Here is a 17,381-nt window from a genome sequence, read left to right as displayed (position 1 = left end):
AATTCCCTGTCTATCCTATTCCCGCGCCCATGATCATCCGCCCCAAACTCAACTGGTTCCGCATGCTGTTCGTCTGGCGCGGGTCCGTACTTCCGCAGCTATTACCGCGCCTTGCATTGATCTTCGTGTTGTCAGTCGCGGCGATCGTGATGCACGACCACGTGCGCAATTATCCGGTCGGGCTCGGCACACCACCGTTCGCGCTGGTTGGCATCGCGCTCGCCGTGTTCCTCGGCTTTCGCAATAGCGCGAGTTATGAGCGCTGGTGGGAAGGCCGCAAGCTGTGGGGTTCGCTGTTGATCCACGGCCGCTCGATCGCGCGCCAGGCGCTGACATTGCCGCGCGGCGTAAAAGACGAAGACACGCGCGAGTTCATCGCGGCAATCGGCGCACTGGGTCACGCGCTGCGCCACGAAATGCGCCGCACCGATCCCCTCCCCGATCTCGCCACGCGCCTTCCGTCCACGCTTTATCAGCGCGTCGCTCAAGCGCAATATCGCTCGGCCATGATCCTGCGATGGCTCGGCGAATGGGCCAGCACTCGCGCTCGCGACGGCGCATTCGACGGCTACGCCGTGCTCGCATTCGAGCAAAATCTGAACGAGTTGTCCGCGGTGATCGGCGGCTGCGAACGGCTGGCATCGACGCCCTTGCCGTTCTCGTATTCGGTGATGATCCACCGGACCGTGTATCTGTTCTGCGTGATGCTGCCGTTTGGTCTTGTCGATGGCGCTGGTTTGCTCACACCCTTGTTCGCGCTGCTGGTCGCGTACGCGTTCATGTCGCTGGAGGCGATTGCGGCGCAGATCGAGGATCCGTTCGGTCTGGAAGAAAACGACCTGGCGTTGACCGCGCTGTGCGAGTCGCTGGAAAACGCGCTCCACGATATGGCCGCCGATCCCGCCTTCACGCGACCACCCAAGGCATTGCCAGAACCGGGCGTGGCAGAGCGTCTTTTTATTGTTACCTGAACTAAAAAGGCCCGCGCAATGCGGGCCTTCTTCATTCCTACGTTCTTACACCGTCACATCAGCGCTCAACGGCCACGCAATCCACGAAATACTCGATACGCCCATTGATCATCTCCCCGACCAACCCGTGGATATCCGTATGGAAGCCCGGGAAGCGTTCGTTGAACTCACGCGCAAAACGAAGATAGTCCACGATCGTCTTGTTGAACCGCTCGCCCGGAATCAGCAACGGAATACCCGGCGGATACGGCGTCAGCAGAATACTGGTCACGCGTCCTTCGAGTTCATCGATAGGCACGCGATCGATCTCCCTATGAACAAGCTTCGCATACGCTTCGGACGGCTTCATGGCCGGTTCCATGCTGGAAAGATACATCTCGGTAGTCAGTCGGGCGATATTGTTAGCCCGATAAACGCTGTGAATCTGCGCGCAAAGATCCCGCAATCCCATGCGCTCATACGACGGATGCAGCGCAATGAAATCAGGCAGCACACGCCACAACGGCTGGTTGTTGTCGTAGTCGTCCTTGAACTGCTGCAACTCGGTAACCATCGAATTCCAGCGACCCTTCGTAATGCCGATCGTGAACATGATGAAGAACGAATACAGCCCGGTCTTCTCCACGATAATCCCGTGCTCCGCCAGATACTTCGTCACGATCGCGGCCGGAATCCCGGTCTCGCCGAACTCGCCGTCCACGTCGAGTCCAGGCGTGATGATGGTCGCCTTGATCGGATCGAGCATGTTGAAGCCCTCCGCGAGCGGCCCGAAACCGTGCCAGCGATCGTTCGGCTTCAACACCCATTCCTCACGGTCCCCAATGCCCTCTTCCGCCAGCGCTTCCGGTCCCCACACCTTGAAGAACCATTCGTCGCCGTATTCGTCGTCGACCTTGCGCATCGCGCGGCGGAAATCGAGCGCTTCCGCAATCGACTCCTCCACCAGCGCGGTGCCACCCGGCGGCTCCATCATGGCCGCGGCCACGTCGCAGGACGCGATGATCGCGTATTGCGGGCTGGTCGACGTATGCATCAGGTACGCCTCGTTGAAGCGATGCTTGTCGAACGTGCTGTTCTCGGAGTCCTGGACCACGATCTGCGACGCCTGCGAAATCCCCGCGAGCAGCTTGTGCGTGGAGTGCGTGGCGAACACCAGCGCGCCCGTACGCGGACGCCCCGCGCCAATCGCGTGCATGTCCTGATAAAAGTCGTGGAACTCGGCGTGCGGCAACCAGGCTTCGTCGAAGTGAAGCGTGTCGAGCATGTCGCCAAGCAGGTCCTTGATCATCTCGACGTTATAGACAATACCGTCATACGTGCTTTGCGTAATGGTCAGAATACGCGGCTTCACGTTCGGATTTTTAGCGAGCGCCTCACGCGCAAACGGATTTGCTTCAATCTTCCTGCGAATGTTTTCCGGCTTGAACTCGTCGCGCGGAATGGGTCCGATCAGGCCGAAATGATTGCGCGTCGGCGTCAGGAACACGGGAATGGACCCGGTCATCGTGATCGCGTGCAGGATCGACTTGTGGCAATTACGGTCGACCAGGACGATGTCGCCGGGTGCAACGGTCGCGTGCCAGACAATCTTGTTCGACGTCGACGTGCCGTTGGTCACGAAGAACAAATGGTCCGCGCTGAAAATGCGCGCCGCATTACGCTCGGACGCCGCGATCGGACCAGTGTGGTCGAGCAACTGGCCGAGTTCATCGACGGCATTGCAGACGTCCGCCCGCAACATGTTCTCGCCGAAGAACTGGTGGAACATCTGCCCGAGCGGGTTCTTCAGGAACGCAACGCCGCCCGAATGCCCCGGGCAATGCCACGAATACGAACCCTCTTCCGCGTACTGCACGAGTTCCTTGAAGAACGGCGGCGCCAGCGCGTCGAGGTAGACCTTCGCCTCGCGGATAATATGGCGCGCGACGAACTCCGGCGTGTCCTCGAACATGTGAATGAAACCGTGCAGCTCGCGCAGGATGTCGTTGGGCAAGTGCCGCGACGTGCGCGTTTCGCCATACAGAAAAATCGGGATATCCGCATTGCGTCGTCGCACTGCTTGCACGAACGCGCGCAACGCGACAATCGCGGAGGCCAGCTCCGGCGTATCGCCTTCGGCCACCACGACGTTATCTACATAGGGCAGCAATTCGTCGTCGTCGATCGACAGGATGAAACACGACGCGCGGCTTGATTGCTGCGCAAACGACGTCAGGTCGCCGTAACTCGTCAGCCCGAGCACCTCGACGCCTTCACCCTGGATCGCCTCGGCGAGCGCGCGGATGCCGGAACCCGAAATGTTTTCGGAGCGAAAATCTTCGTCGATGATGACGACGGGAAAACGGAACTTCATGCGGCGAATCTCCAAATGGAACGACCGCTGGCCGAGTTGTGCGTGCTCGATTCCAGCGGTCTTTCAAAAAGCGTTGCAATGACGTTTCGAACAGTCAAGAAACGTCAGGTTTTCGGCAGCGTTACGCCGATTTGCCCTTGATACTTGCCCCCACGATCGGCGTATGAGGTCTCGCAGATCTCATCGCTTTCAAAGAAGAGAACCTGCGCCACGCCTTCGTTCGCATAGATTTTGGCAGGCAAAGGTGTCGTATTCGAGAATTCGAGCGTCACATATCCTTCCCATTCCGGCTCGAACGGCGTCACGTTCACAATGATCCCGCAGCGCGCGTACGTGGATTTGCCGAGGCAAACCGTCAGGCACGAGCGCGGAATCCGGAAATATTCGACCGTCCGCGCAAGCGCGAAGGAGTTCGGCGGGATGATGCAGACGTCGCCCTTGAAGTCGACGAACGATTTCTCGTCGAAATTCTTAGGGTCGACAATCGTCGAATTGATGTTGGTGAAGATCTTGAATTCGTCTGCCACACGAATGTCATAACCGTAGCTGGACGTGCCATAGCTCACGATCTTGCGGCCATCTTCAGACACTCGCACCTGGTCGCGCACGAACGGCTCGATCATGTTGTGCGCTTCGGCCATGCGCCGGATCCACTTGTCGGACTTGATGCTCATAGGGAACGCTACCCAACGAAAGAGGCGGCTTGGAGAGGGCCGCCGGGCTTGAAACAGGGCGTGGCCGGAGACTTGGGATGAATGCAGAAGCACGCCGAAGCCAGCCAGACCAGACGAGAAGCGCGTATTTTACTTGATGCGCCGGCCGCGCGGCCGGCTACACGAGGCGGCTATGCCAACCGGCCGGGTCACGCGCCCCAACAGCCTGATTTCATTGAAAGATCACTGCCGGATCATTGCCGAATTACGCCGCACGCGAGAGCGGGACCGGCGCCGTGCGGCACGATGGCGTAGGTGTCTGCTGCGTCGCGATGAAGCACGATGGCGCGCGACAACACCGACCGCACGCCGTCGAGCGAGACGTCCGGCGCGACGATGAACCCCGTCGCCGTACCGTTTGCGTCGGCGCGAATGCTGGCCAGGTCGCCTTCCACCTTGGAGCCGGAGTCGCTGCGCTCGGACGCGGGCGCGAATACGGGGCCGACGTCCGCCGAGGCTGGAATGATGCAGTCCCCACGCTCATGAATCTGCAGCGCGTGCTCGCTGTTGGGTGGCATTCCCGACAGGTTGTAAGACACCTGGACGCCGTCTGAGCGTTCGATGAACGTGACCGTGCCGGTCGCCGCATTGCCGCCGGTAGGCTGCAACGTGGCGTCGGCACGTTTTTCGTGGTTCTGGAACAGAAGGCCACAGCCGCCGAGCAGCATGACACTGGCCAACACGCTGACAGTCGTGCTCAAACTCAGTATCACGCTCGGGACCGGGTGTCTCGCGGCAGGCAGTCTGCGCGATTCAGGCCCGTCGAATCTTTGTTTCATGCGATCCTCATGGCGACCCGCGACCACCCCGTGTGTTCACCCGGCTGCGCCAATCAAGGCGACATGATACCGCGACACGCGCCGCTAAAATCGCCCGTGCCCCGCTGCGCTCTAAGTGTTTTGCACTACGATGCTGGGGAACATCGACGTCATGTCGCGCTGGCGTTCGGCAATCGAAATGGCCACCTTGCGCGCGATTGCCCGGTAAGCGTCAGCAATCTTGCTGTCAGGTTCCGAGATCACCGTCGGCTGGCCCGCATCGGTTTTCTCGCGGATCGCGATATCGAGCGGCAAGTGGCCGAGCACCGGCACGCCGTATTCCTTCGACATCCGCTCGCCCCCGCCCGCCCCGAAAATATGTTCTTCGTGGCCGCAATTCGAGCAGATATGCGTGCTCATGTTCTCCACGATCCCCAGGATCGGGATGCCCACTTTCTCGAACATCTTCAAGCCCTTCTTGGCGTCGAGCAACGCGATGTCCTGCGGCGTAGTGACAATCACCGCGCCCGTGACGGGCACTTTCTGCGAGAGCGTGAGCTGGATGTCGCCGGTGCCGGGCGGCATGTCGACGACCAGGTAATCGAGGTCCTTCCAGTTGGTCTGGCGCAGCAGTTGTTCGAGTGCGGACGTGACCATCGGGCCGCGCCATACCATGGGGTTGTCCTGTTCGATCAGGAAACCGATCGAGTTGGCCTGGATGCCGTGGCCGATCATGGGGTTCATCGACGTGTTGTCGGGCGATTCCGGACGGCCGCTGATGCCGAGCATCATGGGCAGCGACGGGCCATAGATATCGGCGTCCAGCATGCCGACCGACGCGCCTTCCGCGGCCAGCGCAAGCGCCAGATTCACGGCGGTCGTGCTCTTGCCGACCCCGCCCTTGCCTGACGCGACCGCAATGATGTTCTTCACGTTCGGCAGCAGCTTGACGCCGCGCTGGACCGCGTGCGCGACCACTTGCGACGACACCGTGACCTGTACCCCGGTCACGCCCGGCACGCTGGCGACGGCGTCCGCCACGAGCGCACGGATGATGTCGAACTGGCTTTTCGCCGGATAACCCAGCACGATGTTCACGGTGACGTTTGCCCCGTCTACGGCCACGCTGCGGATGCTTTTCGTGTCCGCGAAAGTGCGGCTGGTATTCGGATCGATCAAACCGCTGAGCGCGGTATCGATCTGGGCGCGATCAAGACTCATCGAAACTCCAGGGGAACGCTTTTTGCTTTAGCGGATCGAATGTTCCGCGCGCAAAGTATGAAATTGAAAGGAATTGTTGCACCACGTTGCGTCGCAGCACTGGGCGATGCACTATCCGACGCTGCCATGATTCGGGGACGCATCGTTATAATCGCTTGAATCCTTGGCCGTATTGTAGTGGCAGCCGTAACGACGCGCCGGAAGACCCTTCGGGCTGTCGGTGTCGGCTTTGTCTGAATTGGTATCCTGGAGAATGAACAAATGAACTCGAAAATGATGACCCGCTTGTGTGTAATCGCCGTTGCGGGCGCGCTTGTCGCCGGTTGCGCCACCCAGCAAGGCAATAACGCCGCCGTTGGCACGGGCATTGGCGCGGCGTCGGGCGCGGCGCTTGGCGCGATCTTCGGCGGCGGCAAGGGTGCGGCCATTGGCGCGGGCGTAGGCGCGGCGGCGGGCGGCATCACCGGTTACAACTGGCAGGCCATCAAGGGCAAGCTGACCGGCGCGACGAAGGGCACGGGCACGCAGGTGACGGAACAGCCGGACGGATCGCTGAAGGTCAACATTCCGAACTCGATTTCGTTCGATACCAACAGCTACGCCATCAAGCCAGGTTTTGCACCGGTGCTCGACCAGGTCACGCAAACGCTCACGCAGCATCCTGAGTTGATTGCGCAAGTGGTTGGGCATACGGACAGCACCGGCCAGCCGGCTTACAACCAGACGCTGTCGCAAAATCGTGCACAAAGCGTGGCTTCGTATCTGGCTAGCCACGGCGTGGCACCGCAGCGTCTGTCGGCGCAGGGCATGGGCCAGACGCAACCTATTGCTGACAACAGCACTGAATTGGGCCGTGCGCAGAATCGTCGCGTGGAAATCTATTTGCGCGCGACCGCGCAGCCGGGTCAGGTTCAGTAAGACGTTTGATTTATGAGGGGGAATGGCGCTGTAGCCAGGGTCCGAGATTCAATTTCAAGCTCGGAGATTCAATTCGTTTCGCGGCGAAACAGTAAACCCGCTGCGAACACGAAAATATTTGAAACTTTGCCCTTGCTGTCCGTGTCTGTCTTAACGGTAGGTGGCTGGCTTTGCCGCCACGTGCCATTCTCCTCTTGTCGTTGTTGCTCCGGGGCCGTTGATCGCCCCGGTTTTTTTTCGTCTGGAATTTTTCGTCTGGAATTTTTTTTGGGGCGCAGGGTGCGTCAGGGCCTTTGGTCGTTTTAAGGTTTTGTCTGGGATTTTAGTGCCGGATTGCTAGGGTCTGGGGTTGGGGGTTGCTAGATTCCGGGGTTAGAGGTTCTGGGGCAGTGCTGGGTTGCTGCTTTCGGCCGTGGTGGTCTGCCTGACTCGGATTTTCTCTTTATCACTATTAGCCACTGTGCGTGGCGGCACGTCATTTCTTTGTCCAAAGCGACAAAGAAACGAAGCAAAGAAAGCGCTTTTAAAACACGCTACCCTAAGTGTCCACAGCGTGCAGTTTCTATTCATAGGTGCCCCAAAAGCACGGTGCTCGCCAGAGCGAAGGATGTGTGAAACCCTCCTTCTCCGAACACCGATACCCACACGCTTCGCCACCAGTGATTGAACCTGCCCAAGGAGCACCCCGCGCTATCCGCGGACGCCAACCACCAACTATGTACGCGCCTCGAACCACGTCGCCAACCCAGCTGGAAACGAGATCGCGAAGATGCGTAAGGCCGTACCCACGCAAATAACTGTGGGGACCACGCGGGTAACTCACCAAAACTGGAGCAGCAACACGCGTGGTGCCACGACCTACCGACGTAACCGTCGGAGCACGTAGCTGACACGCGAAGAGCACGGCAGCCAGAACGCGTGAGGCCGCGCGGGTTCCTTAGCAATGGTGCTTGCCCGAGAGCGTACGGGGCGAAGCGTGTTCGTGTCAGGATTCGCGAGAAGGAGGGGTTCAAACATCCGGCGCTCTGGCGAGCACCGTGCTTTTGGGGCACCTATGAATGAAAACTGCACGCTGTGGACACTTAGGGTAGCGCGGTTTGAAAGCGCTTTCTTTGCTTCGTTTCTTTGTCGCTTTGGACAAAGAAATGACGTGCCGCCACGCACAGTGGCTAATAGTGATAAAGAGAAAATCCGACTCTCGCAGACCGCTAAGGCCAAAAGCACCAACCCAGCACTGACCCCTGACCACTAACCCCAAAACCACCACCCCGGCATTGACCCAGAACCGCTAACCCCAGAACCTGGCCCCCACCACCAACCCAACACCCCGCACGCCCACCCCGCCCCGCCCCCCGAGTGCGAACGAAAGCCCCTTGACTGTTAGAATCGTGATTCGCTTTTTCACGCAATCATTGAATTCTTCAACCGCAGGGCCAGCGCCTTATGTCAGCACCCACCTCGTCCACACCCGTCTCCGCAGCGGCGTCAGCCACCCCTGGCCATCGCCGGATTCTCGTCACGTCCGCGCTCCCGTACGCGAACGGCCAGATTCATATCGGCCATATGGTCGAATACATCCAGACCGATATCTGGGTGCGCTCACTGCGAATGCACGGTCACGAGGTCTACTACGTCGGCGCCGACGATACCCACGGCACCCCCATCATGCTGCGCGCCGAGCAGGAAGGCATCACGCCGAAGCAGTTGATCGAGCGCGTGGGGAAAGAGCACAAACGCGATTTCGACAGCTTCGGCATCTCGTTCGACAACTACTACTCCACCGACGCCGAAGAAAACCGCGTGCTGTGCGAATCCATCTACGAGTCGCTGAAGGCGGCCGGTCTGATCGACGCGCGCGATATTGAGCAAGCCTACGATCCGGTCAAGGAAATGTTCCTGCCGGACCGCTTCGTCAAGGGCGAATGCCCGAAATGCGGCGCGAAAGATCAGTACGGCGACAACTGTGAAGTCTGCGGATCCACCTACCAGCCGCTCGATCTCATCAACCCGTATTCGGTGGTGTCGGGCGCGACACCGGTGCGCAAGACCTCGACGCACTATTTCTTCCGGCTCTCCGACCCGCGTTGCGAAGATTTCCTGCGCGGCTGGGTCGGCGGACTCGCGCAGCAGGAAGCCACGAACAAAATGCGCGAATGGCTCGGCGACAAGGGCGACGCCAAACTCGCCGACTGGGATATTTCGCGCGACTCGCCGTATTTCGGCTTCGAAATCCCCGGCGCGCCGGGCAAGTATTTCTACGTGTGGGTGGACGCGCCCGTGGGTTATTACGCCAGCTTCAAGAATCTGGCGGATGCGCGCGGCCTCGATTTCGAGGAATGGATCCGGCCGGGATCGAAGACGGAGCAGTATCACTTCATCGGCAAGGACATCCTGTACTTCCACACGCTGTTCTGGCCCGCAATGCTGGAGTTTTCCGGCCATCGGACGCCGACGAACGTGTTCGCGCACGGGTTTCTCACCGTCGACGGCATGAAGATGTCCAAGTCGCGCGGCACGTTCATCACGGCGAAAAGCGTGATCGATACCGGCATCAACCCCGAGTGGCTGCGCTACTACTTCGCCGCGAAGCTGAACCACACGATGGAAGACATCGACCTGAATCTTGAAGATTTTCAGGCGCGCGTGAACAGCGATCTGGTCGGCAAATACGTGAATATCGCGAGCCGGGCGGCAGGGTTCCTGATCAAGCGTTTCGACGGCCGCGTGCTGGACAGCGCAATGGATCATCCGCTGCTGCTGCAATTGCGCGCCGCCGTGCCGCAGATCGCGGCGCTTTACGAGTCGCGTGAATACGGGCGGGCGTTGCGCACGACCATGGATCTCGCCGATACCGTCAACGCGTTTGTCGATACCGCGAAGCCCTGGGATCAGGCCAAGGACGAAGCCAACCCGGCTGCGCTGCACGAAACGTGCAGCGTGAGCCTGGAGGCGTTCCGCTTGCTGTCGCTGGCGTTGAAGCCAGTGTTGCCGGTGCTGGCGGTATCGGTGGAAGGGTTCCTGGGCATCGCGCCGCTCGTCTGGGCAGATGTCTCCGCGCCGCTCAGTTCTTCGCGGCCGATCAACGCGTATAAGCACTTGATGACCCGCGTCGATCCGAAGCAGGTTGAAGCGCTGATCGCGGCGAACCGGGAATCGGTCGCGCCGGGGCAAGCGGTTGCTGCCGCGCCCGCAACTGCTTCCACGTCCTCGTCGAAGAAAGCCGCGAAGGTGAAAGAGCCGGAAGCGGAAAGCGTAATTTCTATCGATGACTTCGCCAAGGTCGATCTGCGAATTGCGAAGATCGTGAATTGCACGGCGGTCGAAGGGTCGGACAAGCTGTTGCAGCTGACGCTGGATATCGGCGAGGAAAAAACCCGCAACGTGTTCTCCGGGATCAAGTCGGCGTATCAGCCGCAGGACCTGATCGGAAAGTTCACGGTGATGGTCGCGAACCTGGCGCCACGCAAGATGAAGTTCGGGCTGTCGGAAGGCATGGTGCTGGCCGCTTCCGCCGACGACGAAAAAGCCGAACCGGGTTTGTACATCCTCGAACCGCATAGCGGCGCGAAGCCGGGTATGCGCGTGAAGTAAAGCGTGAAGTAAAAGCACCGGTCGCGCGGTTTTTCACCGCGCCCGGACGCAAAACCAAAAGGCCGTTTCCAACTCACGCTGGAAACGGCCTTTTGACTTTCATACAACGTTCATGCGGTCCGCAACCTACTTCGAGTCCGTCGGCCCGTTCCTTCGCGACCACGAATCGAATCGCCGCGTGTAAAGCAGATCCATGCCCTGGAACGTGCCGCCGTAAGCCGATACCGACCAGAACCGCGACAGGCTCAGCGTCGCCTTGATCGCATTGCTTGCCGACTGCAGACCCTGCTCATAGCCCAGCACGAGCCGTTCATTGATCGCCTTCGACAACATCACGACTTGCGGATCGGTCAGCCCAACCTCACTCGTCCCGATAGAAAACTCATCCAGCCCGAACGTCTGCGCAATCCGCTTGCCCTGCGAACTTCCCAGCAATGCGAGCGCATTCGTCATCGCGCTTTGCTGACCAATGTTGTTGCCCTGATCCGTGCCATGACCGAACAGCAACCACGATAACTTCTCGTTATCCGGCACGTTCGGCTCTGAGATCAGCTTGGCAACCGGCGACTGCACCGTGCCTGTCACCTGCACGCCGGCCTCGATTTCCTGATTGCGCCGCATCGCCAGAATATTGATGCCGGGATTCGCGACCGGTCCGTTGAAAGTGAAAAAGCCGTTTTCGATGCCCAGCTTCCGCCCGAACGCCGTATACGTGGAACCCGGCGTGACGCGCACATTGCCCACCGCCCGCAGCGGCATGTTCGGCGCACTCATCGCGGTGACGGTGCCGGCGAGACCAAGGTCCGCGCCCGCGCCACGGAAGCGGAATTTCTGGCCGAGATTGATATCGATATTCGCGCGCGGCGCGAACGCGCCCACGGGTTTGTCGCCCGTCGCAACCACCTTCTGATCCTCGCCCTTCACCGTCCCGTCGGGACGCACGATCACGACGTCGTCGCCAAGCGACGGTGCCGATTGCTCGGGCAAATCGAAGAGCGCGTGATCGATGGTGAACTTGCCGTCAATCGCCATGCCGCCCTGCAGACCCGCGTTTGCCACGGACGCACTGCCCGACAACTGCAACTGCCGATCCGGCGATGCAAACAGTTCGAGTTTGTCAGCAATGATGCTGGCCGTCAGGTCAGGCTGCTGCTGATCCAGCCGCACCTTGCCGGTCGCGCGCAACGTGCCGCTCGCGCCGTGAAACTCGACCTGCTGCAGATCGACAAGATTCTCCGACAACGCAATCCGGATCACGCCGTCCTTCAACTGCACGCCCTGATCGATGACCGTGACCGACAAGGCGTCACCGGTGAGCATGCCGGAGACCGTCGGTTTCGCCACGATCCCCGCGATAGTCAGCTTCAGCCCAAGGTGGCCATCGAGCAGATACGCCGGGCCGAACAGCCCGCCGGTCGTGCGCAGCGTGGGAACGTTGGCGTCGATCGCTCCGCTCAGCGGCGCTTCGTCGGCAACCGTGAGCACGCCGTCGCGCGCCACCAGGTTCGTGTGGACATTGGCATCGATCACACCGATCCGCGTGGCCTGCGCGTGCACCGTCGCGTTGAGCCGATTGCCGCCGGTAAAGTCCGCGCGAGCGGTGATGTCCGTGATGCCAAGCGCCGCGACACCACGGGCGGCGTCGATGGAGACATCGCCCGAACGCCGCTTCAGCTGCACGTAGCCCGTCGCGGTGGCGCCGAGCGCGAAATTCCAGTCGCCATCGAAAACCAGATCGGTCTTGGCTGGCGGCGGTCCGCCCTCCAGTTCCTGACGGATTTCGAGCAGCCGCGCCACCGAGAGGTTCGTCAACTGGCCGGCCGAACTGATGCGCCCGCCATCGAGCGCGAACGATTTCAGGTCGAGCACGGCGCCTTCCGCCGATAAGCGCGTCGCCCCCAGCGCCACGTGATTCGGCGCGTAGCTCACGGTTACCGGCGCATCAAGATTCACGTTCGGCGTGCCCTTGTTCGATAAGCGCGTGACGGTACCGTCCCAATGTGCGCCGTCGCGGGCATCGGTCAGGCGGCCGTTTGCGGCCAGCGTCAGGTCGACCGCGTTACCGCGCACCTTGCCCACAGCGGTCGCGTTGAGCGTATGGTTCGCGCGCGTACCGTTCAGGTTCGCGTCGAGGCTCGCGAGATCGACGCCGTCCGCGCTGACATCGCGGGCCTGCAGGGTGAACACCAGCGCGCCATTCGCGCCGTCGCGGGCTTCCGCCCGGCCTTCTGCATGGCCAACGCGGTTTGCACCGAACACCACGCTGTCGGCCTGATAGTTGGCCGCCAGATTCGGATGCGCGAACGAGCCGGTGACATCGCCATCGGCTTTTACAAGCCCTGCCAGTCCGAAACCCAGCCGCTCGAGTTGCGGTGCATCGATACGAAAACGCAAGCGATCGCCCGGCGTGCCGAAACTGCCATTGAGATCGACATTGTTGCCCGCAATGGAAAGCGTCGCCGTGCTCGGCAGGATGCGCGTTCCCGCGACCTGGATCGTGCCCGCGCCGGTGAGCGGGAGGTTGTCGTAGACGCTGTCGCCGAGCTTGAACTGCGCCTTGGTGGTGAGCGTTGGTGCGAGTACGCCCGTCGCGGAAAGCGTGCCGTTCACGCGCGCTTCGATGGGCCGTGATTTCGCCGCCGGCTTCGCTTTGGATCCCTTCGGCGGAGGCGTCGCGACCAGTTCGTCGGTCAGCAGCAGCGGATTGAAATCGATGACCTTCGCCTTCAGGTCGTAGCTCGAATGCACGTCCTTTTGAAGCGCGCCGCTCAGCTCGATACGGCCTTTCCCTACGCTCAGTTTCACGTCGTCAAACGCGGTTTGTTTGGCGTCTAGCGTGACCTTGCCCTGCGCGTGCAACGCCGCTTTGGGGTCGTTGAGATCGAGCGTAATGGTCTGCTTGTCGCCATCGAGATGGATGCCGATCGGCCCGGCAAACTGTGTCGGACGGATGGTCGATTCGATCGCGTTCAGGTCAAGTTTCGCGACCTTCAGATCGAACTGCCCTGTCCCGCCCTTGAGCGTTCCGCCGCCGGTGACGGTGGCGTCCTTCAACAGCCGCACGTTCAGGTCGGAGATAACTTGCGCCGACGCATCGAGCTTCACGTTCGCCTGGGCATCGATCAAGGGAAGCAGTTGCTTGTCGACCGAACCCGGCTTCGCGTTCACGATCGATACCGGCCCGGTCACCACCAGCGTGTTCGGCGTCGCCAGATCGGGCTTCAGTTCTGCCCGCAGCGCGAGGTCCGCGAACGGCGCGCTCGGGCTGAACGCCTGCGGATTGACGTGATCGATAGTAACCAGTGCGCGCTTGAGCGGCACATCGCCGAACGGCTCTGCCTCGACGTGCGCCTGGCCCTTGAGTTTTAAACCGCTGGCGTTGATATCGGCGGCGAGATTTTCCAGCGAACCTGTCAGATGCGCGGCCACCTGCACGGCCTCGCCGCTGACTTCGCCCGAATAACCGGCATCGCCAGTCAGCGGGAACGGGCGCGCGCCGCCATCGAGTTTCAATGCGGCCGTAATGGCGCCGAACGGTGTATCGAGACGCTGGATGCGCGCCTCGTGATGACGGCCATCGCTATGTCCGTCGAGTGCGAGCCGCGAGAATTCGGTGGTTGTCGCGCCTTCGTGGAGGCGCAGTTTGTCGAGCGTGACGTCGCTGACGGCAAGCTGGATCGGCAAACGCAAATCTTGCGGCAACTCCGTCTTGCTGGTGTCTTTTGGCGAAGGCGCAATGCGCGCATCGACCGTACCGACATGCAAATAATCGATGGTGAAACGCAACGGCGCGCGCGTCAGTTCCCACTTGCCGGAAGCGCTGTCCACGGCGATATCCGTTCCTTGGCCGTCCAGACTTTTCCAGTGCACGCTGCGCAAACGCAGGCCCGTCGATATTGCGCCGCCGTCGAGCGTGCCGCTCAGCCGGCCGCCGAGCAGCGACGTCGCCGCCTGCCACACGTAACGCGTCCCGCGCTCGCTGTTAAGTGCGTACAGGATCATGGCGACGCCGAGCGCGAAGCACAGCACGAGCACCAGCACGAAACCGCCTAGCCATCTGGCCAGGCGCCGCCAGCCGCCACGCCGTGGCTTTGGATCACGCGTTCCGTTTTCAGACGCGCCGTTTCCCCGGTCCTCGGAAGGGTCCGGTTGATCTGCGGGAGATTGGCCGTTCTGGTCGCTCATGCTTGAAGGAACAATCGAAATAATTCAGGCAAATTCATCAAAAGGCGATCCCGAGCGTCAGGTACGGGCGGATGTCCCGGTTCTTGAAGCCATACGCAATATCCACGTTTACCGGCCCGACGGGGCTGCGCCAGCGCACCCCCACACCCGTGCCCGGCTCGAATACGCGCTCTTTCCAGGTGTCGGTGGCGGTGCCTATGTCGAAGAACACCGCGCCGCCCCAATCGTGCGAAAACCAGTGCTGGTATTCCGTGCTGCCGGTCATCAGATACTTGGTCGGCAATACGGAGCCATCGACGTCGTTACCAATAGCCTGATAACCATAACCGCGCACCGAATTCGCACCGCCCGCCCGGAACAGCAGCGACGCGGGAATGCCGCTCGAGCTGCCCGCTGTAAACACCCCGCCGAACTCCGCGCGGAACACAAACAGGTCGCGTTTGCCCAGCGGCAGGTATTGCAGCAGGTTCGTATAAACGCGGCCGAAGGTTTGATCGGTGAGGATGCCCTTCACCGCTACATCCGCTTCCGCCCGAATCAGGTTGCCCGAGCGCGGAAACAGCGGATCGTCCACATTACGGCGCACCCATTGCCACGACGGCACGAGCGCACGGCTGGTGGTCGGGGGCCCAAGATTCTGTGTCAGCCGGTCGGCATAGAAGAGCAGCGAAAACGTGGTGTCTATGTTCTGCAGCGAGCGCGTGCGCTGCACGCCCACGCGTGCGCTGTAGATGCGTGTGTCGGATACGTTCGTGTTCGTGTACGAAGCCAGCACGCTGTTCACCCAGGTGCGGCCGTCCGGCGGCATCGCGAGCTGCACCTGGCCGTATTGCTGAGTCTGGTCGAGGCGGCCGGATATCGTGAACGGATAAGCCTTGCCGAAGGTATCGAGGTAACTGTAAGCGCCCTGGATGTGCGGACCCGTATCTGTCGCATAACCCACGCCGTAACGCACGCTGTTGTACGGATACTCGCTGACCTTCAGGTGCATCGGCGTTTCATTCGGCTTGGTGACGTCGTTGTCCGCGTCAATAGCAACCGACGCGTAATACGGCGTGTTCTGCAACTGGCGCTGCAACTCGTTCACGCGCGCGACGTCGTAGGTGTCGCCTGGATGAATCCGGTTCACATTGTGAATGATCTTTTCCGGGTACCGCCGCACGCCGCTGATGTCCAGCTGGCCGAAGGTGAAAGTCGGGCCGCTATCGAATGTCACCGACAAATCCGCTATATGCGTGCGCGGATTCACCCGCGCCTTCGACTCCGAGATTTTCGCGCCGAGATACCGGCGGGCCTGTAGCGCTTTGAGCGCGGCATTCTTCGCGTCATCCCACGCGTTTTGGGAGAACGGATCGCCTTCCTTGACTGAAAACGCGAGGCGCGCGGTGTTTTCCTGCGCCGGGTCTTCGGTCGTGATTGCGCCCTTGAACGTCAGCGAAACGGAGGCGATCTTGGTCTGAGGACCGGGATCGACGCTGATGGTGACTGACTTTTTATTGCCGTCATGTTTCACGTCGGTGCGCACGATCGGCGTGAAATAACCGTCGGTCGCGACGAGATCGCGGACTTCCTGCGGCGTGGCCGTGACCAGGAAGTCGAATTGTTCGTCGCTGATGTCGTCACGCTTCTTGAACCGCGACAGATCGAGATGGTCTTTCAACAGCGCCCGGACGCTGCGCGGCGCGTCGATATCCACGTCGTATTTCGCATGCGCCGGTTGGGCCACGGCAAACAACGCCAGTGCGTGGAGCGACCAGAATACACGGCGCGCGGATATCCACCACCACGCACGGGAAGGCGCCTTCGACGACGCGATGACCGGCGGCGGAAGCCGCCGGTCATCGGCTTGCCCGCGCTTGAAGCGCAGCGGATCAAACAGGCGCCCCGCCAAACGTGACCTCCGGGGTTGAATTAATGGGATTGCGTGGGTGACACGGAATGGCCCGCGCTCGGTGCCGGCTTGATGCTGAGGCGGTCGCGGCAAATTGCCGGCGCATTTGCCTGGCAAGCGCCGAGCGTCGGTCCAGCAGGCGCTATTTCACCACACTGGCGCGGCCGGCTGTCCCAAAAACCACCGGGTTGGCCGATCGGACAATGTTCAACCCGACCGTCGCCCGGCTTCGCCTCACTCGCTCCTAAAAATGCCGGAGGTGCGCCTTGGACGGCTCTCTACGGCGCTTGTTCCACGCTGCATCAATAATTGACATCGTTTTACCGTCGCTTTTCGTTCACGTCTCGTTCACTTTTCCGGCCGCTCCGGTAGACCTGATGGCCGATGTCCCCGCTTTCCGGCGACCTTCCGGCGGGTTAACCGCTCCGCTCCCCGATGCTTGCGGTAAAATTGCGATGAATCACGGCGGCAAGTCACGGTGGCAACTCGCTTGGCCCCCCGCCGCGCCCGTTTTCGAATCGCTCTGAGCCAACGGAAGTCGAATCATGTACCTGTCGGACATCACCCAGTTCATCAACCAGATGAAAGAGCAGAAACCGTCGCTCGAAGCAGAGCAGCGCCAGGGCCGTGCGCTGCTGTGGGACAAGCAGCCTATCGACCTGGACGAGAGCTCGGAAATCAAGACATCGCGGGTCGAACAAACGCCCTACGTCTATTACCAGAATTTCTGAACGTGAGTGCCGCCCGCGAGGCGCCGGAGCGTTCGGGACACCCAGGACA

General features: G+C 60.9%; 10 protein-coding genes. 4 read left to right on the top strand and 6 right to left on the bottom strand.

What is annotated here, in order from left to right; all coding sequences use genetic code 11:
• The first annotated feature begins 29 nt into the window (after positions 1 to 29).
• Entirely contained in the window at positions 30 to 971 is a 942-nt protein-coding gene (locus ACSQ8V_RS04045; protein WP_436204959.1) for a bestrophin family protein, read from the top strand.
• Positions 972 to 1,029: 58 nt separating this feature from the next.
• Here ACSQ8V_RS04045 and ACSQ8V_RS04040 read toward each other — a convergent pair whose 3' ends face one another.
• From ACSQ8V_RS04040 to apbC, 4 genes are all read right to left on the bottom strand, one after another.
• Complete coding sequence (locus tag ACSQ8V_RS04040) at positions 1,030 to 3,324, bottom strand: arginine/lysine/ornithine decarboxylase (protein WP_213762489.1); 2,295 nt, start codon at positions 3,322 to 3,324, stop codon at positions 1,030 to 1,032.
• Between the two features lie 104 nt (positions 3,325 to 3,428).
• Complete coding sequence (gene dcd / locus ACSQ8V_RS04035) at positions 3,429 to 3,998, bottom strand: dCTP deaminase (RefSeq protein ID WP_089163519.1); 570 nt, start codon at positions 3,996 to 3,998, stop codon at positions 3,429 to 3,431.
• Between the two features lie 233 nt (positions 3,999 to 4,231).
• Positions 4,232 to 4,705 (bottom strand): superoxide dismutase family protein, encoded by a 474-nt coding sequence (locus ACSQ8V_RS04030; RefSeq protein WP_436206588.1) that lies wholly within the window; start codon positions 4,703 to 4,705, stop codon positions 4,232 to 4,234.
• A gap of 222 nt (positions 4,706 to 4,927) precedes the next feature.
• Positions 4,928 to 6,016 carry an iron-sulfur cluster carrier protein ApbC gene (gene apbC, locus ACSQ8V_RS04025; RefSeq protein ID WP_436204958.1) on the bottom strand — a complete coding sequence of 363 codons (1,089 nt, stop codon included), beginning with the start codon at positions 6,014 to 6,016 and terminating at the stop codon, positions 4,928 to 4,930.
• Positions 6,017 to 6,277: 261 nt separating this feature from the next.
• Between apbC and ACSQ8V_RS04020 the strand changes: the two genes are divergently transcribed.
• Together ACSQ8V_RS04020 and metG are read left to right on the top strand one after the other, a co-directional pair.
• Positions 6,278 to 6,934 (top strand): OmpA family protein, encoded by a 657-nt coding sequence (locus ACSQ8V_RS04020; protein WP_213762486.1) that lies wholly within the window; start codon positions 6,278 to 6,280, stop codon positions 6,932 to 6,934.
• 1,443 nt (positions 6,935 to 8,377) lie between these two features.
• On the top strand, positions 8,378 to 10,525 hold the full coding sequence (gene metG, locus ACSQ8V_RS04015) for a methionine--tRNA ligase (protein ID WP_436204957.1): 2,148 nt from the start codon (positions 8,378 to 8,380) through the stop codon (positions 10,523 to 10,525).
• A gap of 126 nt (positions 10,526 to 10,651) precedes the next feature.
• On the opposite strand, the gene ACSQ8V_RS04010 is transcribed toward metG, so the two are convergent.
• Both ACSQ8V_RS04010 and ACSQ8V_RS04005 read right to left on the bottom strand, forming a co-directional pair.
• Positions 10,652 to 14,710 (bottom strand): translocation/assembly module TamB domain-containing protein, encoded by a 4,059-nt coding sequence (locus tag ACSQ8V_RS04010; protein ID WP_436204956.1) that lies wholly within the window; start codon positions 14,708 to 14,710, stop codon positions 10,652 to 10,654.
• Positions 14,711 to 14,747: 37 nt separating this feature from the next.
• The gene (locus ACSQ8V_RS04005; RefSeq protein ID WP_436206587.1) at positions 14,748 to 16,487 is read right to left on the bottom strand and encodes an autotransporter assembly complex protein TamA; all 1,740 of its coding nucleotides are present in this window, start codon (positions 16,485 to 16,487) and stop codon (positions 14,748 to 14,750) included.
• A gap of 656 nt (positions 16,488 to 17,143) precedes the next feature.
• On the opposite strand from ACSQ8V_RS04005, the gene ACSQ8V_RS04000 reads away from it, so the two are divergent.
• Positions 17,144 to 17,332 carry a DUF3460 family protein gene (locus ACSQ8V_RS04000; protein ID WP_031362245.1) on the top strand — a complete coding sequence of 63 codons (189 nt, stop codon included), beginning with the start codon at positions 17,144 to 17,146 and terminating at the stop codon, positions 17,330 to 17,332.
• The last annotated feature ends 49 nt before the right edge of the window (positions 17,333 to 17,381 follow it).

This window comes from Caballeronia sp. LjRoot31 (assembly GCF_964253885.1).
GTDB lineage: Bacteria > Pseudomonadota > Gammaproteobacteria > Burkholderiales > Burkholderiaceae > Caballeronia.
This window is presented reverse-complemented; position numbering and strand designations above follow the sequence as displayed.